This window comes from Ensifer sp. GW821-FHT05G01 (assembly GCF_059419585.1).
Genome location: NZ_JBWKSC010000010.1, coordinates 243,310 through 264,287, shown reverse-complemented (window position 1 = coordinate 264,287; position 20,978 = coordinate 243,310). Strand labels below are relative to the sequence as shown.

The following is a 20,978-nucleotide window of genomic DNA, read 5'->3' as shown; positions in this document are numbered from 1 at the left end:
ATCCATGTCATGTGCGGACGTTTTGCGCTGACGGCGACGCCGGAAGAATTGATCGAACTGTTCGGCCTGCTGAAAAGCGATGACTTTCCGGCGCGCTTCAATATTGCGCCCACGCAGCCGATCATCGTCGTCGTGGCAGCTGATGGCGGCGGGCCCGGCAGCAACCTGCCTGAGCGCAGAGCGCTTCTGGTTCGCTGGGGCTTTACGCCCGGCTGGGTCAAGGACCCCAGGGATTTTCCACTTCTGATCAATGCCCGCGCCGAGACGGCGATCGAGAAGGCGTCTTTTCGCGCGGCGATGCGCCACCGTCGCGTGCTCGTCCCGGCGTCCGGCTTCTACGAATGGCATCGTCCCGCCAAGGGCAGCGGCGAGGCATCACAGGCCTACTGGATCCGCCCGCGCAAGGGCGGTATCGTTGCCTTTGCCGGCCTGATGGAGACGTGGTCTTCCCCAGACGGTTCCGAGGTCGACACCGGCGCAGTGCTGACGACGAGCGCCAATCCGGCAATCGCGCCCATTCACGACCGCATGCCGGTGGTCATCCAGCCGGAAGATTTCGCCCGCTGGCTGGACTGCAAGACCCAGGAGCCGCGCGACGTGCTCGATCTGATGGTGCCGGCACCGGAAGATTATTTCGAGGCGATCCCCGTTTCCGACAAGGTCAACAAGGTGGCGAATGCCGGGCCGGATATTCAGGAAGCGGTCGTCCCGCAGGTGGTGCCGAAGGTGCCGGCAAAGAACGACAAGAACGGGGACAAGCCCGACGACGGGCAAATGTCCCTGTTCTGATGCCGGTCAGTCCTCAGGCGGGCTGCTTCTTCAGCTTGGCCGCGGGTTTTGCCTTTATCTGCAGGGCAGCGGCAAGCACGGCTTTCAGGCCGAGCGGGCGATACTGTTGAACGAGATCTGCGGATGTCTTGGCGATATCGGTGGTCTTGGCGGCCTTCACGTGCATGCACTCCTTGATGCTTTCCCTGGACCGGAAACTCATCGTTGTCGCTTGTGTAAACCACAACGATGCTCCTCCTCGGCTTCTCCGGAGACAGGAATCATGGCGCAGGGCCAAACTGCGCCGCGAATCTCCTTCCCGCGTGGCGATCCCAGATAAGCCAAATCATGACAAATCCATGACCATGTCAGCGTCTTGATAGTCGGCTGTGCTTCGCAGGCCGCTGACCACTTGACCGACGCCATGCGAAGCGCGATAAGTGAGCCCATGAAAACGGTTACCTGCATTATCTGCCGGAAGATTATTCGCTAGCGCTCCGCTGGCCTGGCCGTTTTCGTCTCCCGAAATCCAAGATGACAAACGCGCGGGCCTCCCGGGCGCCGTATTTCTGACGGTTGCATGCGTATTGGAGATTTGGAATGGGCGGAGTGCCGACACTTAAGCTGTACAACACGCTGACACGGGAGAAGGTCGATTTCAAACCGATCGATCCCGACAATGTCCGCATGTATGTCTGCGGCCCGACCGTCTACGACTATGCCCATATCGGCAATGCGCGTCCGGTCATCGTCTTCGATATCCTGTTCCGGCTGCTTCGCCATTTCTACAGCGAGCAGAAGGTCACCTATGTTCGCAACATCACCGACGTCGATGACAAGATCAACGCGCGGGCGTTGCGCGACTATCCCGGCCTGCCGCTGAACGAGGCGATCCGGCATGTGACCGAGAAGACCGAGACGCAATTCCTTGAAGATGCCAAGTCACTCGGTTGCCTTGACCCTGACGTGCAGCCGCGCGCGACGGACAACATTCCGCAGATGATCGACATCATCGACAAGCTGATCGCCAAGGGCCATGCCTATAAGGCCGGCGGCGAGGTGCTGTTCGATACCAAGTCGATGCCGGACTACGGGCAACTTTCCAAGCGCAATCTCGACGAGCAGCAGGCCGGTGCCCGCGTCGCCGTCGAGGCGCACAAGAAGCATCCCGGCGATTTCGTGCTCTGGAAACTTTCGGCCGATCACGAACCCGGCTGGGACAGCCCTTGGGGCAGGGGCCGTCCGGGCTGGCACATCGAGTGCTCGGCCATGAGCGGGCGTTACCTCGGCGAGGTTTTCGATATCCACGGCGGCGGGCTCGATCTCATCTTCCCGCACCACGAAAACGAGATCGCCCAGTCGCGTTGCGCTCACGGCACGGATGTGATGGCGAATGTCTGGATGCACAACGGCTTCCTGCAGGTCGAAGGCCGCAAGATGTCGAAGTCCGAAGGCAACTTCGTCACCATCTTTGAGTTGCTGCACACTGAAAAGTTCGGCGGCCGGAAATGGCCGGGCGACGTGTTGCGCCTTGCCATGCTGATGACCCACTACCGCGAGCCGATCGACTTTTCGATCAAGCGGCTGGAAGAGGCCGAGCATCTGCTGTCGAAATGGCCGGTGCCGGGCGACGCCAAGGGCGAGGTCGACCCATCGATCGTCACAGCGCTGTCGGATGACTTGAACACGGTGGCGGCTGTCCAGGCGCTGCATGCACTGGCGCAGAAGGCGGCTGGTGATCCGGCGTTCAAGGGCAGCTTTGCTGCAAGCGCGTCACTGCTCGGCATCGTGCCGCAGGCGGTCGAACTCGACGAAGCCGTCGTTCACGAAGTCGATGGCCGCGTGCGGGCGCGTCTGGAATTGCTCAAAGCCAAGGATTTCGCCGCTGCCGACAGGATCCGCGACGATCTGCTGGCTCAGGGCATCCAGCTCAAGGACGGCAAGGACCCGGCGACCGGCGAACGCGTGACGACGTGGGACGTGAAGCGATGAAATGCGTCCGCCATTCCTTGCCCTCGTCAGTGACCACTGGTGTTAGGGCCGGGGACGGCGATCGCGGCATGGCGGGGTGAAGCAAGGGCGATGAGGGAGGAGTTCGTGCAATGATCGATCATACTGGCATTTCGGTCGCGGATTTCGACCGGGCGAAATCGTTCTACGACAGCGCATTCGCACCTCTGGGAGCATCGTTCCTGATGATGGTGCCGCCGGAGCATACCGGCGGGGTCAAAGTCGGCGGCTATGGTCGCGAACGCCCGGTCTTCTGGCTTCATGAGGCCGCTGCCGGTCCGGGCCGGCACTATGCTTTCACGGCGCGCAGCCGCAGCGAAGTCGATGCCTTTTATGAGGCGGCTCTTGCCGCCGGCGGCCGCGACAACGGCAAGCCGGGCCTGCGCCCGCATTACCACCCGGATTATTATGGCGCCTTCGTCTTCGATCCCGACGGCAACAATATCGAGGCGGTCTGCCATGCCCCGCCTGAGGAGACGTCGCGATGAGCCTCGACAACAGGCCGCATTACACCGGCGGCTGCCAGTGCGGTGCCGTGCGCTTCCGTGTCGAGGGCGTTCTTGGCGACGCGTCCGTCTGCCATTGCCGCATGTGCCAGAAGGCGAGCGGAAACTTCTACCTGCCGCTGGTGTCGGTGCGCGGCGCAACCGTCACCTGGACACGCGGCGAACGCAAACGCTTCCAGTCGTCCAATTTTGGTTGGCGCGGGTTCTGTGGCGATTGTGGCACGCCGCTGACCTACGAGGCGCCCGACGGCATGGCGCTGGCGATCGCCGCCTTCGACGAGCCGCAGGGCATCGTGCCGACGATCCAGTGGGGCATCGAGGCCAAGCTGCCCTATGTCGACAAGGTTCCCGAGCTTCCGGGAGAAGAGACGATGGCCGATGCCGAGGCGGTGTCATTCCTTGCCGATCTCGTTTCCTACCAGCATCCCGATCATGACACTGAAACCTGGCCCCCGGAGGACAAGAAATGACGGAGACTGTTCGAACAGGCGGGTGCCAATGCGGTGCTGTGCGCTTCCGCATCCGCGGTCAGCTCGGCCGTCCGTCGATCTGCCATTGCCGCATGTGCCAGAAGCAGTTCGGCTCTTTCTTTTCCGCGCTGGTGACGGCGCCGAAGGACGGCGTCGAATGGACCCGAGACGCCCCGAGCTATTTCCAGTCCTCGGTCAATATCGATCGCGGCTTCTGCGCGAAATGCGGCACGCCGATGATCTATCGCCATCCCGGCGGCTTGGAGATTGCCATCGGCACCTTCGACGATCGCAGTGATCTGGCGCCGCAAATCCAGGTCAACTACGCTTCGCGGCTTCCTTGGGTCGAGACTATATTCGACCAGCCGGCGCTGACGGATCCGGATTTCTATAGCCGGCAGGAGAGCATCATCTCCTTCCAGCATCCCGATCACGAGACTGAGCAGTGGCACGAGCCTGGAGTGTTCAAATGACGATTGCGCGCATCTTTACCGGCGGCTGCCAGTGCGGAGCGGTTCGCTACCGCGCCGAAGGCGTGCTGGCGGATGCGCATATCTGTCACTGTCGCATGTGCCAGAAGGCGTCCGGCAACTACTTCATGCCGCTCGCCAACATCGCCCGCGACAATTTCGACATCACCCGCGGGCAACCCTCGTGGTTCCGCTCCTCGCATCTGGTGCGCCGCGGCTTCTGCCACGATTGCGGAACGCCGCTGTTCTATGACATGCCGGACGAGGATTTCCTCAACATCGTGCTCGGTTCACTCGACGATCCGGACGACTTGCCGCCGGTTTATCAGTCGGGCGTGGAATCGCGCATGATCTGGTTTTCGCGGCTGGCGAAGCTTCCCGAACGGCAGAGCGACGACGGCAGCGAACTGTCGGCCACCCGACATCTGCTCGTGCTCGAAACCAACCGCCAGCATCCCGATTACGACACGGTGCACTGGCCACCGATGAAAGACAGATGATGACTGCTGAATTGCGTACGCTTTACCCTGAGATCGAACCCTATGCGTCGGGCCAACTCGACGTCGGCGACGGTCATTCGGTCTATTGGGAACGGGTGGGCACCCCAGGTGCCAAGCCGGCCGTGTTCCTGCATGGCGGTCCCGGTGGCACGATCTCGCCGAACCATCGCCGGCTGTTCGACCCGGTGCTCTACGACGTGACGCTGTTCGACCAGCGCGGTTGTGGCAAGTCGACGCCGCATGCGGAGATCGAAGCCAATACCACGTGGCACCTCGTCGCCGATATCGAACGTCTGCGTCAGATCGCCGGCGTTGAGAGGTGGCTGGTGTTCGGCGGCTCCTGGGGATCGACGCTGGCGCTCGCCTATGCGGAGAAGCACCCCGAGCGCGTCACCGAACTGGTGCTGCGCGGGATCTATACACTCACCAAGGCAGAGCTCGACTGGTACTATCAGTTCGGTGTCTCGGAAATGTTTCCGGACAAATGGGAGCGCTTCATCGCGCCGATCCCGGAGAACGAGCGCCACGAGATGATGCATGCCTACCACCGGCGTCTGACCAGCGATAACAGGGCGACGCGGCTTGCGGCGGCCAAGAGCTGGAGCATCTGGGAAGGCGAGACGATTACGCTGCTTCCGGAACTGTCGACCAGCGGCCGCTTCGAGGAGGACGAGTTCGCCGATGCCTTCGCCCGCATCGAGAACCACTTCTTCGTCAATGCCGGCTGGCTGGAAGATGGCCAATTGCTGCGCGACGCCCATCGCCTGCACGGCATCCCCGGCGTCATCATCCAGGGACGCTACGACATGCCATGCCCGGCCAAATATGCCTGGCAATTGCACAAGGCCTGGCCGGAAGCCGAGTTCCACCTGATCGAGGGGGCAGGGCACGCCTATTCCGAGCCCGGTATCCTCGACCGGCTGATCCGCGCGACGGACACATATGCAGGCAAGACCGAGTAACGACTGAGCATTATTGGAAACGAGCCATGACCAGGGAACGCATCTATCTCTTCGACACGACGCTACGGGACGGGCAACAGACGCCCGGCATCGACTTTTCCGTCGAGGACAAGATCGCGATTAGCGCATTGCTCGACGATTTCGGCATGGACTATGTCGAAGGCGGTTATCCCGGGGCGAACCCAACCGACACCGAGTTCTTCAAGCGCCGTCGCACGAAGAAGGCGTCCTTCGTCGCCTTCGGCATGACCAAGCGCGCCGGCGTTTCCGCCTCGAACGATCCGGGCCTTGCCGCCCTGCTCGAAGCAAAGAGCGATGCGATCTGTCTCGTGGCCAAGAGCTGGGATTATCACGTGGCCGTGGCGCTCGGCTGTACCAACGAGGAAAATCTCGACAACATCAGCCTGTCGGTCGCAGCCGTCGTCGGGGCCGGCCGCGAGGCGATGGTCGACTGCGAGCATTTCTTCGACGGCTACAAGGCGAACCCCGCCTATGCACTCGCCTGCGCCAAGGCAGCCTTCGAAGCGGGTGCGCGCTGGATCGTGCTGTGCGATACCAATGGCGGTACGCAGCCGCATGAAGTGCGCGAGATCGTCTCGGCTGTCATCGCGGCTGGCGTGCCCGGCGCCAATCTCGGCATCCACGCCCATAACGACACGGGCCAGGCGATTGCCAATTCGCTTGCAGCCGTCGAGGCCGGCGTCCGCCAGATCCAGGGGACGCTGAACGGCATTGGCGAGCGCTGCGGCAACGCCAATCTGGTGACGCTGATCCCGACCTTGGCGCTGAAGGAAATCTATTCGGGCCGGTTCGAAACGGCGATCGATGCCGACCGTCTGTTGGAGCTGACCAAGCTCTCGCATGCCTTCGATGAGCTGTTGAACCGTTCGCCTGACATGCAGGCGCCCTATGTTGGTGCCTCGGCGTTCGCCACCAAGGCCGGCATTCATGCCTCGGCGCTCCTGAAGGATCCGCGCACCTATGAGCATATTGCTCCCGAAATCGTCGGCAATCTGCGCAAGGTCATGGTGTCGGACCAGGGCGGCAAGGCGAACTTCATCAATGCGCTGAAGCGCCGCGGCATCGTTGTGAGCAAGGACGATCCCAAGCTCGACAAGCTGATCGCGATCGTCAAGGAACGCGAGGCGACCGGCTATGCCTATGAAGGTGCCGACGCGAGCTTCGCACTGCTGGCAAGCCGCATCCTTGGAACGGTGCCGGATTTCTTCCACGTCGAAAGTTTCCGGGTGATGGTCGAACGTCGCTTCGACGCCAACGGCCACCTGAAGACCGTATCGGAAGCGGTGGTCCGGGTCATTGTCGATGGCGAGACCATGATGTCGGTTGCCGAGGGCCACGGCCCGGTCAACGCGCTCGACCTGGCGCTGCGCAAGGATCTCGGCAAGTACCAGTCCGAAATCGAGGACCTCGAGCTTGCGGACTACAAGGTTCGTATCCTCAACGGCGGGACCGAGGCGATCACCCGCGTTCTGATCGAATCGACCGATGGCACGGGCGCGCGCTGGTGGACGGTGGGGGTCTCCGACAACATCATCGACGCCTCGTTCCAGGCGCTAATGGACAGTATCATCTTCAAGCTCCTGAAGAACCGTGATCATGTCGGGCTGATCGCCGCCGAATAGCGCGTCGTTCCGAGTAAAAAGGGCAAGGGGGCGTTGATGGCGGCCCGCTCCTGCCCAAAGTATGAGCAAAATTCACCATCCGTTCACGGAAATGAATTGGTGCATTGAGGGTCATTGGAGTACGACGCCCTATGGAAGGGTTCGTTAGTCGCTGAGGCTACGCCTTCGATTGCGACCGGAGCGGGCGTCAACGCCACGATAGCCTCCGGCGAATACACCAGGAAAAACACCATGGCCGAGCCGAACGCGAAAGTACCCGCAGAAAACACCGATTCCGCTCAAGGCTTCGCCTTTGCGCTGACGGCCTATCTGCTCTGGGGATTCCTGCCCTTCTTCATGAAGGCGATCGCCCATATCCCGGCGCCGGAAGTGGTGGCGCACCGTATCGTCTGGTCGGTTCCGCTCGCAGGTCTCGTGCTCGTCTGGCTCGGGCGCACGGAAGACGTCAAGGTCGCGCTTCGCTCGCCGAGGATGCTGCGCATGGCGGCGCTGACAGCCGTGCTCATCACCATCAACTGGGGCATTTATGTCTGGGCGATCGGTGCGGGCCGGGCGATCGAGACCGCGCTCGGCTACTACATCAATCCGCTGTTTTCGATTTTCCTCGGTGCTCTGCTTCTGAAGGAAAAGCCGAGCCCGGCACAGATGGTGGCGATCGCGCTGGCGGCAGCCGCCGTTGCCGTTCTCGCCTTCGATGCCGGAGGTCTGCCCTGGGTGTCGATCGGGCTCTGCCTCTCCTGGGGCTTCTACGCCTTCTTCCGCAAGACGTTGCCGATCGGGCCGAACCAGGGCTTCTTCCTCGAGGTTCTGCTGCTCAGCATTCCGGCGATCGGCTACATCATCTGGCTCGAAACGACCGGCCAGGGGCATTTCGGCGATACCGGCATGACGGACGTGCTGTGGCTGTTGTCCTGCGGCATCGTCACCGCCATTCCGCTGATGATCTATGCCAACGGCGCCAAGCTGCTGCGGCTGTCGACCATCGGCATCATGCAATACATTGCGCCGACGATGATCTTCCTGATCGCCGTCTTCGTCTTCCACGAGCCCTTTGGAACTGCAAAGCTGATCGCCTTCGCGCTGATCTGGGCAGCCCTCGTCATCTATTCCGGCGCCATGCTGGCACAGAGCCGGGCCCGTCGGGCCGAACAGGTCAGCCCAGCTGAATAAGCGATTGCTGTAAGCATAAAAAAGGCGCGCCCGGCAGGCGCGCCTTTTTGGTTTTAGGGGAGATAGTCTGGGCCTAGAGGCGAGAGATTATCTCGGCTTCGCCTTCGCGACCGTTTGCACCGCCAGCCGCGGCGAGAATTGCCGGCACGATGTCCTCGGCCCGCTCGACGACGAGCGGCTGGACGAGGTGGGCGGTGTGCACGAAGCCTTCGTCGCGCATATGCTGCAAGAGGTCCAGCATCGGCTTCCAGAAATCGTTCATGTTACCGAAGACCATCGGCTTGCGGTGACGCCCGAGCTGCGCCCAGGTCATGATCTCGACAATCTCTTCAAGCGTGCCGATACCGCCCGGCAGTGCCACGAACGCATCGGCCCGCTCGAACATGGTGTGCTTGCGCTCGTGCATGTCGGCCGTGACGATCAGTTCGTTGAGCTGGCCGAGCGAATGGCGTGTCGCTTCCTTGTCCATCAGGAACTCGGGGATGATGCCGGTGACCTCGCCGCCATTGGAAAGCACGCCGCTTGCGACCGCTCCCATGATGCCCCGGGTGCCGCCGCCATAGACCAGCCTGAGGCCATGGTCGGCGATCGAGCGGCCGAGCGCGCGGCCGGCTTCCATGTAAATCGGGTCGCGTCCGGGCTGTGAGCCGCAGTAGACGCAGATGGATCGAATCGTACCTGTTTCAGTGTTCATCCGGTCAAAAAACATTGCAGCGCAGCAAGGGTCAAGAAAAATGAGGGGAAAGCTTAGTTCACGGCACTTGCGGAAGGGGCGGCTTCTTGTCTGCTACACTAGGAATCGCTAGCAATTTCAGGGATCGATTGAAGAAATTGGGCGGGTAGCTCGCAGTTGCGCTATAATGATTGCGCAAGCCCCGCGCCTTAGGCCGATGAGAGGGCATGCGCGGAGCTTAGCTCCGCTCCTGTGGAGAGTGGCATGATCAAGAACAAGGCCGGCTGGGTGGCCCTTACTGTCCTTGCGGCAGCAACAGCGTTGATGGTTTTTGTAGTTCAACCGAATTTGCGTGGCGGCAAGGAAGCGTCAGCCGATGGCACGGCAAGTGCTCCGGCCCAAACCGGTGACGCGGCATCGTCGACCGGAGGACCTCAGCCCACTCCGGCCGCAAGCACCGAGACTGCCGCGAAGTCCGATGACGCCGCAAAGGTGGCGGAGCCGCAACCGGTCGCAAGCACTGCTGAAGTGAAGCCTCCCGCCATGGACGCGTCCATTCCCGGTTTTGACGTTCTGCGCGTCGAGCCTGATGGATCGACCGTTGTTGCCGGCCATGCCGCACCAGGCTCCAAGCTCGAGATTCTCAACGGCACCACCGTCGTCGGAACGGCCGACGTCGGCGTGACCGGCGACTTTGCCGCCGTCTTTGACACGCCGCTTCCGGCCGGCGACTACCAGCTGACCTTGCGCGCCGTCGGAGAAGACGGCGTTGCCAAGACTTCGCAAGAGGTCGCGACGGTTTCCGTACCGAAGGATGCGACCGGCCAACTGCTTGCCATGGTCTCCAAGCCAGGCGAAGCCAGCCGCCTGCTCACCACGCCCGACGCTCTTGGGAGTGCCACGCAGACGACCGACACGCCCGCCTCGCAGCCGGCTGCCGCGACACCTGCCGACGTGGCGTCGGCAACGCCGCAAACGACGAACGATGCTAGCGCCAACACGGCAAAGCCGAGTGGGGCCGCGGGGCTGCAGGTGACCGCCGTCGAGATCGAAGGCGCGAAGATGTTCGTCGCCGGTAGTGCGAAGCCCGGCGCTCTGGTTCGCATCTATGCAGACGACAAACTGCTCGGTGAAATGAAGGCCGACGACAAAGGCCACTTTGTCGTCGACGGCCAGATCGAGCTTTCGGTTGGCAGCCACATCATACGCGCCGACATGCTGAGCGAAGATGCAAGCAAGGTTGTAATGCGCGCATCCGTACCGTTTGACCGGCCGGCAGGTGCCCAAGTCGCAGCCGTTGCCGGTCCGGTTTCGGCCGCCGCAACGGCCGGGCTCGATGGCTTGCGAGCGGAGGCCGGCAAGGCGCTCGCGCTCTTGAAGGGGCTGTTCGCCGACGGCAAGGTGCCGACGGGCGAGCAGCTGGCTGCAGCCCGTTCTGCAAGCGAATTTGCCCTGAAGTCGCTGGCCGATTTCAGGCTCACTGACAATTCCGATCAGGCGTTGGCTGATGAAGTCGCCCGGACGGCGAAGGCTGCAGCCGACGCGCTGGCCGTGCTGAAGGATGCTCCGCAGGATGCCCCGAGTGTCGCAGCGGCACTTGGCAAGGTCGAGGCATCGGTCGGCGCCATCCTCGCCGAGCGCGGCAGCGCAACGCCGGCGGTGACCGCCGCGGCCGAACCGGCCGTGTCGGGCGAGGTCGCCGAGGCTTCCGGTGCGTCGAAGGTCAAGGGTGCCGGTAGCTCGATTGCCAATGACGTCGCGGCTGCGCAGCCTTCGATGGCTACCACGGAAAGCCCGGCCCAGCCGGAAACGGTGGAGCAGGCGCCGCTGAAGGAAAGCAAGAACTCCGTCATCATCCGCCGCGGCGATACGCTCTGGCAGATCTCGCGGCGCGTCTATGGTGCGGGCGTTCGCTACACCACGATCTACCTCGCCAACCAGGAACAGATCGAAAATCCCGATCGGATCCGTCCGGGTCAGGTCTTCGGCGTTCCTGACCAGGCACTTTCCGACGAAGAGTCACGGGAAATTCACAAGAAGCACATGAAACACGAACAATAGGCTGATCATCGATACCCGTTGCATTGCCGTGGTGTCGACGCAGACCTATCTGTCAACCAAGGCGGCGCCTTCAACGAGGCGCCGCTTTTCATTGGATGGCGACGATGGGGCCCGATGACCTTTTCCAAGGTTAGGGCGCCAAGCCATAATTGCGCGGCGATGATGGACCGACAGTCCGTCAGCGTGAGCGAATGAGTGAAAGCGGATCAAGACGTGGCACCTGCGAACCAGACGAAGACGATTTCCGCCGATACGAGCAACCCGTTTCGGACCATCGTCAACCTGTGGCCCTATATGTGGCCTTCGGATAGAGCCGATCTGAAGCTGCGGGTCGTCTGGGCGACGATCATTCTGGTGATTGCCAAGGTGGTGCTGATCCTCGTTCCCTATTTCTTCAAATGGGCGACGGATGCGCTGAACAACAAGCCGGATGCGCTGGGCTTTCTGCCGCAGTTCCTCGGCGGCGCGGTCATGCTCGTGCTTGCCTATAACCTCGCGCGCCTGCTGCAGGCGGGGCTCAACCAGCTGCGTGACGCGCTGTTTGCCAGCGTCGGCCAGCATGCGGTCCGGCAACTGGCCTACAAGACCTTCGTGCACATGCACCAGCTGTCGTTGCGCTTCCATCTGGAGCGGCGCACCGGCGGCCTGTCCCGGGTGATCGAGCGCGGCACCAAGGGCATCGAAACGATCGTTCGCTTCACCATCCTGAACAGCGTTCCGACGCTGATCGAATTCCTGCTGACCGCGGTGATCTTCTGGTGGGGCTACGGTTTCAGCTACCTGCTGGTCACTGGCATCACCGTCTGTCTCTATATCTGGTTCACCGTCAAGGCGAGCGACTGGCGCATCGCCATCCGTCGCTCGATGAACGACAGCGACACCGACGCCAATACCAAGGCGATCGACTCGCTCCTGAACTTCGAGACCGTCAAATATTTCGGCAACGAAGAGATGGAAGCCAAACGCTTCGACAGATCGATGGAGCGCTATGAGAAGGCCGCGACCCAGGTCTGGACCTCGCTCGGCTGGCTCAACTTCGGCCAGGCGATGATCTTTGGTGCGGGCACCGCCGTCATGATGATCATGTCCGCGCTTGCGGTGCAGCGCGGTGAACAGACCCTCGGCGACTTCGTCTTCATCAACGCCATGCTGATCCAGCTGGCCATTCCGCTCAATTTCATCGGTTTCGTCTATCGCGAGATCCGTCAGGGCCTGACCGACATCGAACACATGTTCGATCTGCTCGACGTGGAAGCCGAAGTGGTCGACCGCACGGATGCGCGTCAGCTTGCCATTGCCAACGGGGCAATCGCCTTCAACGACGTTCACTTCGCCTATGATCCGAAGCGGCCGATCCTCAAGGGCATTTCGTTCGAGGTTCCGGCCGGCAAGACCGTTGCCGTCGTCGGCCCTTCGGGCGCCGGCAAATCAACGCTGTCGCGACTTCTCTATCGCTTCTACGACGTGCAGCAGGGCACGATCACCGTCGACGGGCAGGATGTGCGCGATGTGACGCAGAAGAGCCTGCGTGCGGTCATCGGCATGGTGCCGCAGGATACGGTACTGTTCAACGACACCATCGCCTACAATATTCGCTACGGGCGCGTTTCGGCGACCGAGGAGGAGGTCGTGGCTGCGGCCGAGGCGGCACAGATCGCCACCTTCATCCAATCGCTTCCCGAAGGCTTCCAGGCAATGGTCGGCGAACGGGGCTTGAAGCTTTCCGGTGGCGAAAAACAGCGTGTCGCCATCGCCCGTACGATCCTGAAGGCGCCGCCGATCCTCATTCTCGATGAGGCAACCTCGGCGCTCGACACCCGCACCGAACAAGAAATCCAGTCGGCGCTCGATGTCGTATCGCGCAACCGCACGACTCTGGTCATCGCTCATCGGCTTTCGACGGTGATCAATGCCGACGAGATCATCGTGCTGAAGGATGGCGTCATCGCCGAGCGAGGCACGCACGGGGAACTGATCGATCGCAGCGGACTTTATGCTTCCATGTGGAGCCGCCAGCGTGAGGCGACCCAGGCGGAAGAACAATTGAAGCGTGTACGCGAGAGCGATGATCTGGGCATCGTCACGCGTGGCGAGCCGGCCTTATGACGGCATGCCCATTGGCTGATCACGACGCGTATTGTCGCTGTCGGGCGGGCGGCGTTGCCGTAGGCGGCATTTCGCGCTAGGTCACGTTCCACAGCAAATCTGGAGTAGAGTTCATGAGCTTGGTCAATACGGTGCGCAACACGCTGGTCCCGGTGCACAAGGAAGGCTATCGCTTCATCGCGATCTTCTTCGTCGTGTCGCTGGCGCTGGGCTTCCTGTGGGAGCCGTTGATGTGGATCGGCTTCCTGCTCACCGCCTGGTGCGCCTATTTCTTCCGTGATCCCGAGCGCATGACGCCGATCGACGACGATCTGGTGATCAGCCCGGCCGATGGCCGCGTGTCGTCGATCGCCATGGTGACGCCGCCGGAAGAACTGGGTCTCGGTTCAGAGCCGATGCTGCGCATCTCTGTCTTCATGAATGTCTTCAACTGCCATGTGAACCGTGCGCCGATGGCCGGCAGCATCAGCCGCATCGCCTATCGCGCCGGCAAGTTCGTCAACGCCGAGCTCGACAAGGCCAGCCACGAGAATGAACGCAACGGTCTCGTCATACAGACGAAGCACGGCGCCATCGGCGTGGTGCAGATCGCCGGCCTCGTTGCCCGCCGCATCATGTGCTGGAAGTATGAAAACGCCTCGCTCGACGCCGGCGAGCGTTTTGGCCTCATCCGGTTCGGCTCGCGCCTTGACGTCTTCCTGCCGGAAGGTGTCGAACCGCGCGTCAGCCTCGGCCAGACCGCGATTGCCGGTGAAACCGTGCTGGCCGAATTCGGCTCGTCCAAGGGCCCGGTCATCAGCCGTCGCGCTTAAAGGAGCCCCTATGGAAGGTCCTCAACAGGAAAACCCAGCCGAACCGCCGAAAGTGGCGGACGAGGCGAATGGTTCCAACGACACCGGCCGCGGCCCGCGGCTGCGCGAGATACCGCTGCGCCTGATGATCCCGAACATGATCACCGTGCTCGCGATCTGCGCGGGTCTCTCCGGCATCAGGCTTGCGTTTGAAAACCGCATCGAACTCGCCGTCGCCATGGTGTTGCTTGCCGCCTTTCTCGACGGCATCGACGGCCGCGTCGCCCGTCTTTTGAAGGCGACGTCGAATTTCGGCGGCCAGATGGATTCGCTTGCCGATATCATCAACTTCGGCGTTGCACCGGCGCTGGTTCTCTACGTCTTCATCCTCGATCAGGCCCGCTCGATCGGCTGGATCGCGGCGTTGGTCTACGCGATCGCCTGCGGCCTGCGGCTGGCGCGGTTCAATGTCATGGCCGAGCGCCAGTCCAAGGCGGCGTGGCAGTCGGAGTACTTTGTCGGCGTGCCGGCACCGGCAGGCGCCATGCTGGTGCTGCTGCCGGTCTATCTCGGCCTGCTTGGCCTGGCGCCTGAACGCACCATGGCGCTGATCGCATCGGGTTACACCGTGCTGATTGCCTTCCTGCTCGTCAGCCGTCTGCCGGTCTGGTCGGGCAAGTCGGAAAGCCGCGTGCGCCGCGATCTCGTGCTGCCGGTCATTCTCGTCGTCGTGTTCTATGTCGCGACGCTGATGACCTACACATGGGAGACGATGGCGGTGACCGCTCTTGGTTATCTGATCACGCTGCCGTTCGGCGCGCGCTCGTGGCAGCGCAAGTATGGCGGCGACTGGCCCGCCCATCCCGCCCACGGCGGTGACGGACTGCCGGGCGACAAGGACTAAGCCTGAGCGGCCGCACAAACAAAAAGGCCACCGTGGAAACACGGTGGCCTTTTTGATTCCGGGTTTGTGGCAGCCGCTACTCCGGCAGGCGGTAGTCGACGATCTTGTTTTCGCGAACGATATAGAGCTTGCCGGTTTCGGTCTGGTCTGGGCCGATCAGCGGCAGAAGCTGAGCCGCCACTTCGGACGGATGCGGCACGGTTTCCGGGTCCTCTCCAGGCATCGCCTGTGCGCGCATGGCGGTGCGGGTGGCGCCCGGATCGACGCTGAGGATGCGCAGCGGCAGCCGCTGCGTCTCTGCGGCCCAGGTGCGCGCGAGCGCCTCGACGGCGGCCTTGGAGGCGGAGTAGGGTCCCCAGAACGGCTTGCACTTGTGGGCAGCGCTTGAGGAAAGAATGAGCGCACGTCCGGCATCGGACTTGATCAGCAACGGCTCGAGCGTGCGGATCAGCCGCCAGGTCGCGTTGACGTTGATGGTCATGACCTTGTCGAACACCTTGGCCTCGACATGGCCGATCGGCGAGATGGTGCCGAGCACGCCGGCATTGGCGACCATGATGTCGAGCTTGCCCCAGCGCTCGTTGATGGCGCCGCCGAGCTTGTCGATTGCGGCCATGTCGGCAAGGTCGAAGGGAACGAGAGTGGCCGAGCCGCCAACCGCCTTGATCGCGTCATCAAGCTCTTCGAGGCCGCCGACGGTGCGGGCGCAGGCGACGACATGGGCGCCAGCCTTGGCGAGTTCGAGGGCCGTGAAATAGCCAATACCGCGCGATGCGCCGGTGACGACGGCGACCCGGTCTTTCAAATTGATCGTCATTTTATTGTCTGATTATCCGTTGCTGGCGAGAACCGAGAGTTTGCGGACATTGCTGGCGCCTTCCTGGTCGAGAAGGCGGGTCGGATAGTCCCCGGTGAAATAGTGATCGGTGAACTGCGGTGCCTTCGGATCGCGCTTTTCGCCGCCGACAGCTTCGTAAAGGCCGTCGATCGACAGGAATTCGAGCGAATCCGCACCGATGAAGCGGCACATGGAAGCGAGGTCGGCATGCTGGTTGGCGAGCAGCTTGTCGCGATCCGGTGTGTCGATGCCGTAGAAATCGGGGTGGAAGATCATCGGGCTGGCAACGCGCACATGCACTTCGCGTGCGCCGGCATCGCGGATCATCTGCACGATCTTGACCGAGGTGGTGCCGCGAACGATCGAATCGTCGACGAGCACGACGCGCTTGCCCTCGATCATCGCACGGTTGGCCGAGTGCTTCAGCTTGACGCCGAAGGCGCGGATCTGCTGCGTCGGCTCGATGAAGGTGCGCCCGACATAATGGTTGCGGATGATGCCAAGTTCGAAGGGGATGCCGCTCTGCTGCGCGTAGCCGATCGCAGCGGGCGTGCCGCCATCGGGAACCGGCACGACGACATCGGCTTCGACAGGCGCTTCCTTGGCAAGATTCTGGCCCATGTTCTTGCGCGCGACATAGACGTTGCGGCCGCCGACGACGGAATCCGGACGGGCGAAGTAGACGTATTCGAACAGGCAGAGCCGCTCCGGTTGCGGGGCGACAGGCTTGCGGGCATCGATCGAGATCGAGCCGTCGGCCTGGATCTCGCAGATGATGATTTCGCCATTCTCGACGTCGCGCACGAACTTGGCGCCGATGATATCGAGTGCGCAGGTTTCCGAGCAGAAGATCGGCTTGCCATCGAGTTCGCCCATGACGAGCGGACGGATGCCGTGCGGGTCACGGGCGGCAATCAGCTTGGTGCGGGTCAGCGCCAGCATCGAGTAGCCACCTTCGACCTGCGCAATCGCATCCGCGAAGCGGTCGGTGGTCGAAGCGTGCTTCGAGCGGGCGATGAGGTGAAGGACGACTTCGGTATCGGAGGTCGACTGACAGATGGCACCATCCGAGATGATCTGGCGGCGCAGCGTCAGGCCGTTGGTGAAGTTGCCGTTATGGGCGATCGCGATGCCGCCTTCATGCAGCTCGGCAAACAGCGGCTGGACGTTGCGCAGCGCCACTTCGCCTGTTGTCGAGTAGCGCGTGTGGCCGATGGACATGAAGCCCGGGAGCTTTGCCAGGGTCGCGGGGTCGGTGTAGTGGTCGCCGACAAGGCCCATGCGCTTTTCCGTGCAGAACTGCTTGCCGTCGAAGGTGACGATACCGGCGGCCTCCTGGCCGCGATGCTGGAGCGCGTGCAGGCCGAGCGCCGTCAGCGCGGCGGCATCCGGATGCCCCAGGATGCCGAACACGCCGCACTCTTCGTGCAGGGTATCACCATCGATTTCGTCATGGATTTCCTTGGATCTCAGATCGGTCATCACAGTCGCCTTTGCTCCGTGCCGGTGCGCATATCGTGATCAGGCCCGCCGTCTTCAAGCGATATTAGCTGAAAACGGACACAAGCGTTATTCCCAAAAGGACAAAGCCCGCGCAGCGGGCTTTGTCGGCAGTTTTTCCATGTCTCAGCCGTTGGTGGCCGGGGCGTCGTCAACCGGCGCCTGGTCGGGCGAACCCGACGGTGCCTGTCCGGGCGTTCCAGCCGGCGCCTCGCCTTCGCCTTCGCCGGTCGTGTCCTTGCCGCGCAGGCGGTCGAGGATGGTGGCGTCGGCTTCTTCGGGCAGGAGCGCAATCAGCTTGTTGCCGAGATTGTCGAGCAGCGGCTTGGACTTCGCCTGCGTAACCCAGCCCGGCTGCTGCTGCGGAGCGACCAGCCAGTTGAAGAACAGCATGGCGACGACCACGAGCAGGATGCCGCGTGCGGCACCGAAGAGAAAGCCAAGCGTGCGGTCAAGCGCGCCGATGCGGCTGTCGATGATGAAATCGGCAATCCGCATGGTGATGAAGGAAATGATGATGAGCGCGACCAGGAAGATCACTGCCGCCGAGCCGATCAGCGCGACCGTGTCGCTGCTGGTGTACTGCTTGGCATAGGGCAGGAGGTGCGGGTAGAGGAAGTAGGCCGCTGCCGCAGCGCCCACCCAGCTCGCAACCGACAGGACCTCGCGCGAGAAGCCTCGGACCATGGCCAGGATTGCTGAAAACAGCGCGACGCCGAGAACGATACCGTCGAGAATTGTAATGGGCATTTTGTCCTTACTCCGAACCCGGTTCGTCCGGGTCTCCTCAAGCCTATCCGCCGTCGGCCCTGCCTGATATCCAGGGCATTGTTGTGAGCCTGCTCAGAAACCGCCTCGTGGAGCCGCTTGCAGCACCCGCACCTTCAATCTGCGTCCTCTACCGGTCTCAGCGCGTTTCGCGATCCCGCGATGCGCGCCACCAGATCCGGCAGGCTTTCCAGCTCGCTCCACCGGCCATTGCCATTCTTCGGCAATTCGGTCGAGGCAGCCGGCAGAACAGCCTGCGAGAAACCGAGTTTCTCGGCTTCCTTGAGGCGTTGAGCGGTATGCGCAACCGGCCGGATGGCGCCCGACAAGCTGACTTCGCCGAAATAGACGCAATCAGCCGGAAGGGCAAGCCCGGCAAGCGACGAAACCAGTGCGGAAGCCACAGCCAGGTCGGCGGCAGGTTCGGAAATCCGGTAGCCACCGGCGATGTTCAGGTAGACATCGTGCTGGCCGAGCCTGACGCCGCAATGGGCTTCAAGCACGGCAAGGATCATGGAAAGGCGAGCCGAGTCCCAGCCGACGATGGCGCGGCGCGGCGTGCCAAGCGAGGTCGGCGCCACCAGCGCCTGCACTTCGACCAGGATCGGCCGCGTGCCCTCCATTCCGGCAAAGACGGCAGCCCCCGGCGATTTCTCGTTGCGCTCGCCGAGGAACAGTTCCGACGGGTTTGCGACCTCGCGCAGGCCCTTGTCCGACATCTCGAAGACGCCGATCTCGTCCGTTGGTCCGAAGCGGTTCTTCACTGTTCGCAGGATCCGGTAGTGATGGCCGCGATCGCCTTCGAAATAGAGCACGGCGTCGACCATGTGCTCGACAACGCGGGGACCGGCGATCTGGCCTTCCTTGGTGACGTGGCCGACGAGCACGACGGCGGTACCCGTCTGCTTGGCAAAGCGGATCATCGCCTGCACGCCGGTGCGCACCTGCGTGACCGTGCCGGGGGCCGAATCGACGATGTCGCTCCAGAGCGTCTGGATCGAGTCGATGATGACGAGGTCGGGACGCTTGCCCTCGGCAAGCGTCGCGAGAATATCCTCGACATTGGTTTCGGCCGCGAGCAAAACGTCGCTGTCGGCGGCACCGAGCCGCTGGGCGCGCAGGCGCACCTGGGCCACGGCCTCTTCACCGGAGACGTAGATGACGCGGTGCTTCTGTCGGGCAAGGGCGGCAGCCGCCTGCATCAGCACTGTCGACTTGCCGATGCCTGGATCACCGCCGATGAGCAGGGCGGAGCCGCGAACGAAGCCGCCGCCGGTGGCGCGATCAAGCTCGGATATGCCGGTCTGGATGCGCGGAGCATCCTCGATCTCGCCTGATAGCGTGGTGAGCGCGACGGGACGCCCCTTTTTCGGTGCACGCGAAGGGCCGCCGCCGATGCCGGCAGTCGGGTCGTCTTCGATGATCGTGTTCCATTCGCCGCAGCCCTCGCATTTGCCGGCCCAGCGGGTATGGATGGTGCCGCAGTTCTGGCAGACGAATTGGGTGCGGGCTTTCGCCATCGGATATGACTTTCACGGTGCGGAGACTTCAGCGCATCGCCAATGGCGATGCGACCGGTGATCGGAGAATCACTTTCGCCTCCACATAATGCCGCGAAACGCGGAACAAAAGGTGATTTTCGGCGACAGACTGTAAAGGAGCGGGAAAGCCGCCTCAGACCGCACCGACATAGTGACGTTCGTAGCGGCGGCCGAGGCTCGTCAGCATCTCATAGCCGATTGTGCCGCCGGCGCGCGCCACATCGTCCACGGCGATATGCCGACCGAACAACTCGATGTAGTCGCCGGGGCGAACCGCGTTTTCCGGAAGGTCGGTGACGTCGAAGAGGCTGAGGTCCATTGTCACCCGGCCGACATGCGGCACCTTCTGTCCGTGCAGGAAGCCGAAGGCGCCCGAAGGCGTCGCTTGCCTGAGGGTCACGCCACCACCCGAGACGGACCGGTGGTAGCCGTCTGCATAACCGACAGCAACGGTCGCGATGCGACTGTCGCGGTTGAAACGGGCGGACGCTCCGTAACTCGCGTGGCCGCCGGAGACGACGGTGCGCACCTGAATGATCCGGGCTTCAGCCGTCACCACCGGTTTCATCGGATTGACAACGTCATTGACCGCTTCGCCGCCGTAGACGGCGATCCCAGGGCGCGTCAGTTCGAAATGATAATCATTGCCGAGGAAGACGCCGCCGGAGTTGGCAAGGCTTGCGTCGACCCCTTCGAATGCGCCCGTCGCTTCGCGGAAGCGCCGAAGCTGGTAGTCGTTGAGCGGGTTGCCCGGGTCGTCGGCACAGGCGAGGTGGCTCATGATCAGGACGGGGGAAAAGCTGGCAGGGCGCGCCGGATCGTTGGCAAGAGCAACGGCTTCCTCGACCGTCAGCCCCAGCCGATTCATGCCGGTATCGACATGCAGCACGCAAGGATGGTCGCCACGCTCGGACAGTGCGGCCATGAAAACGGCCAGCTGTTCCTCGGAGTTGATCACCGGCACCAGATCGTTGTCGAAGAACAGCGGCTCGTTGCCGGGCCACATGCCGGCCAGGATGTAGATCCGGGCTTCGGGCACCAGCGGCCGCAGGTCGGCGCCTTCCTCGGCATTGGCAACGAAGAAATCGCGGGCGCCTGCGGCATAAAGCGCAGGTGCTGCCTCAACGATCCCAAGGCCGTAGGCATCGGCCTTCAGCACCGCGGCGGCACGTGCCTTGCCCGAGCGGGCATTCATCGAGCGCCAGTTGTCTGCCAATGCATTGAGATCGATCGTGAGCCGGTTGGAGGCGGAGAGAAATTCTGGACTGAGCATGCCTGGCACTCTGCGTGGACGATC

The 20,978-nt window shown here is 62.6% G+C and carries 20 protein-coding genes; 13 read left to right on the top strand and 7 right to left on the bottom strand.

Annotated features, from left to right (window positions below):
* Positions 1-9: 9 nt before the first annotated feature.
* Positions 10-789 (top strand): SOS response-associated peptidase, encoded by a 780-nt coding sequence (locus AC07UR_RS23650; RefSeq protein ID WP_209791288.1) that lies wholly within the window; start codon positions 10-12, stop codon positions 787-789.
* 13 nt (positions 790-802) lie between these two features.
* Here AC07UR_RS23650 and AC07UR_RS23645 read toward each other — a convergent pair whose 3' ends face one another.
* Positions 803-949 (bottom strand): hypothetical protein, encoded by a 147-nt coding sequence (locus tag AC07UR_RS23645; protein ID WP_494700201.1) that lies wholly within the window; start codon positions 947-949, stop codon positions 803-805.
* 419 nt (positions 950-1,368) lie between these two features.
* On the opposite strand from AC07UR_RS23645, the gene cysS reads away from it, so the two are divergent.
* The 8 genes from cysS to rarD all read left to right on the top strand — a co-directional run bounded on the left by cysS (position 1,369) and on the right by rarD (position 8,499).
* The gene (gene cysS / locus AC07UR_RS23640; RefSeq protein WP_209791157.1) at positions 1,369-2,760 is read left to right on the top strand and encodes a cysteine--tRNA ligase; all 1,392 of its coding nucleotides are present in this window, start codon (positions 1,369-1,371) and stop codon (positions 2,758-2,760) included.
* A 110-nt stretch (positions 2,761-2,870) separates the two neighbouring features.
* Complete coding sequence (locus AC07UR_RS23635; protein ID WP_209791158.1) at positions 2,871-3,266, top strand: VOC family protein; 396 nt, start codon at positions 2,871-2,873, stop codon at positions 3,264-3,266.
* A complete protein-coding gene (locus tag AC07UR_RS23630; protein ID WP_173419537.1) occupies positions 3,263-3,754 on the top strand; it encodes a GFA family protein in 492 nt (163 codons plus the stop codon). The genes AC07UR_RS23635 and AC07UR_RS23630 overlap by 4 nt, the downstream gene beginning before the upstream one ends.
* On the top strand, positions 3,751-4,227 hold the full coding sequence (locus AC07UR_RS23625) for a GFA family protein (protein WP_173419538.1): 477 nt from the start codon (positions 3,751-3,753) through the stop codon (positions 4,225-4,227). Before AC07UR_RS23630 ends, AC07UR_RS23625 begins: the two co-directional genes overlap by 4 nt.
* On the top strand, positions 4,224-4,724 hold the full coding sequence (locus AC07UR_RS23620; RefSeq protein ID WP_209791159.1) for a GFA family protein: 501 nt from the start codon (positions 4,224-4,226) through the stop codon (positions 4,722-4,724). The genes AC07UR_RS23625 and AC07UR_RS23620 overlap by 4 nt, the downstream gene beginning before the upstream one ends.
* Entirely contained in the window at positions 4,724-5,686 is a 963-nt protein-coding gene (gene pip / locus AC07UR_RS23615) for a prolyl aminopeptidase (RefSeq protein ID WP_209791289.1), read from the top strand. Before AC07UR_RS23620 ends, pip begins: the two co-directional genes overlap by 1 nt.
* A gap of 26 nt (positions 5,687-5,712) precedes the next feature.
* On the top strand, positions 5,713-7,329 hold the full coding sequence (gene cimA / locus AC07UR_RS23610) for a citramalate synthase (RefSeq protein ID WP_209791160.1): 1,617 nt from the start codon (positions 5,713-5,715) through the stop codon (positions 7,327-7,329).
* 231 nt (positions 7,330-7,560) lie between these two features.
* Positions 7,561-8,499 (top strand): EamA family transporter RarD, encoded by a 939-nt coding sequence (gene rarD / locus AC07UR_RS23605; RefSeq protein ID WP_173419541.1) that lies wholly within the window; start codon positions 7,561-7,563, stop codon positions 8,497-8,499.
* Positions 8,500-8,572: 73 nt separating this feature from the next.
* Here rarD and AC07UR_RS23600 read toward each other — a convergent pair whose 3' ends face one another.
* A complete protein-coding gene (locus AC07UR_RS23600; RefSeq protein ID WP_173419542.1) occupies positions 8,573-9,193 on the bottom strand; it encodes an LOG family protein in 621 nt (206 codons plus the stop codon).
* Between the two features lie 243 nt (positions 9,194-9,436).
* On the opposite strand from AC07UR_RS23600, the gene AC07UR_RS23595 reads away from it, so the two are divergent.
* The 4 genes from AC07UR_RS23595 to pssA all read left to right on the top strand — a co-directional run bounded on the left by AC07UR_RS23595 (position 9,437) and on the right by pssA (position 15,034).
* Positions 9,437-11,233: a LysM peptidoglycan-binding domain-containing protein gene (locus tag AC07UR_RS23595; protein ID WP_209791161.1), complete on the top strand. Its 1,797-nt coding sequence runs from the start codon at positions 9,437-9,439 to the stop codon at positions 11,231-11,233.
* 213 nt (positions 11,234-11,446) lie between these two features.
* The gene (locus AC07UR_RS23590) at positions 11,447-13,339 is read left to right on the top strand and encodes an ABCB family ABC transporter ATP-binding protein/permease (protein ID WP_209791162.1); all 1,893 of its coding nucleotides are present in this window, start codon (positions 11,447-11,449) and stop codon (positions 13,337-13,339) included.
* Positions 13,340-13,452: 113 nt separating this feature from the next.
* Positions 13,453-14,151, top strand: coding sequence for a phosphatidylserine decarboxylase (locus AC07UR_RS23585; protein ID WP_209791163.1), 699 nt, complete (start codon positions 13,453-13,455; stop codon positions 14,149-14,151).
* A 10-nt stretch (positions 14,152-14,161) separates the two neighbouring features.
* Positions 14,162-15,034: a CDP-diacylglycerol--serine O-phosphatidyltransferase gene (gene pssA / locus AC07UR_RS23580; RefSeq protein ID WP_209791164.1), complete on the top strand. Its 873-nt coding sequence runs from the start codon at positions 14,162-14,164 to the stop codon at positions 15,032-15,034.
* A 76-nt stretch (positions 15,035-15,110) separates the two neighbouring features.
* Here pssA and AC07UR_RS23575 read toward each other — a convergent pair whose 3' ends face one another.
* From AC07UR_RS23575 to alr, 5 genes are all read right to left on the bottom strand, one after another.
* Positions 15,111-15,851 (bottom strand): SDR family NAD(P)-dependent oxidoreductase, encoded by a 741-nt coding sequence (locus AC07UR_RS23575; protein ID WP_209791165.1) that lies wholly within the window; start codon positions 15,849-15,851, stop codon positions 15,111-15,113.
* 12 nt (positions 15,852-15,863) lie between these two features.
* Complete coding sequence (gene purF / locus AC07UR_RS23570; RefSeq protein ID WP_209791166.1) at positions 15,864-17,354, bottom strand: amidophosphoribosyltransferase; 1,491 nt, start codon at positions 17,352-17,354, stop codon at positions 15,864-15,866.
* 144 nt (positions 17,355-17,498) lie between these two features.
* Positions 17,499-18,122 (bottom strand): CvpA family protein, encoded by a 624-nt coding sequence (locus AC07UR_RS23565; protein ID WP_173419549.1) that lies wholly within the window; start codon positions 18,120-18,122, stop codon positions 17,499-17,501.
* A 134-nt stretch (positions 18,123-18,256) separates the two neighbouring features.
* The gene (radA, locus tag AC07UR_RS23560; RefSeq protein WP_209791167.1) at positions 18,257-19,660 is read right to left on the bottom strand and encodes a DNA repair protein RadA; all 1,404 of its coding nucleotides are present in this window, start codon (positions 19,658-19,660) and stop codon (positions 18,257-18,259) included.
* A gap of 154 nt (positions 19,661-19,814) precedes the next feature.
* The gene (gene alr / locus AC07UR_RS23555; RefSeq protein ID WP_209791168.1) at positions 19,815-20,954 is read right to left on the bottom strand and encodes an alanine racemase; all 1,140 of its coding nucleotides are present in this window, start codon (positions 20,952-20,954) and stop codon (positions 19,815-19,817) included.
* Positions 20,955-20,978 lie beyond the last annotated feature (24 nt).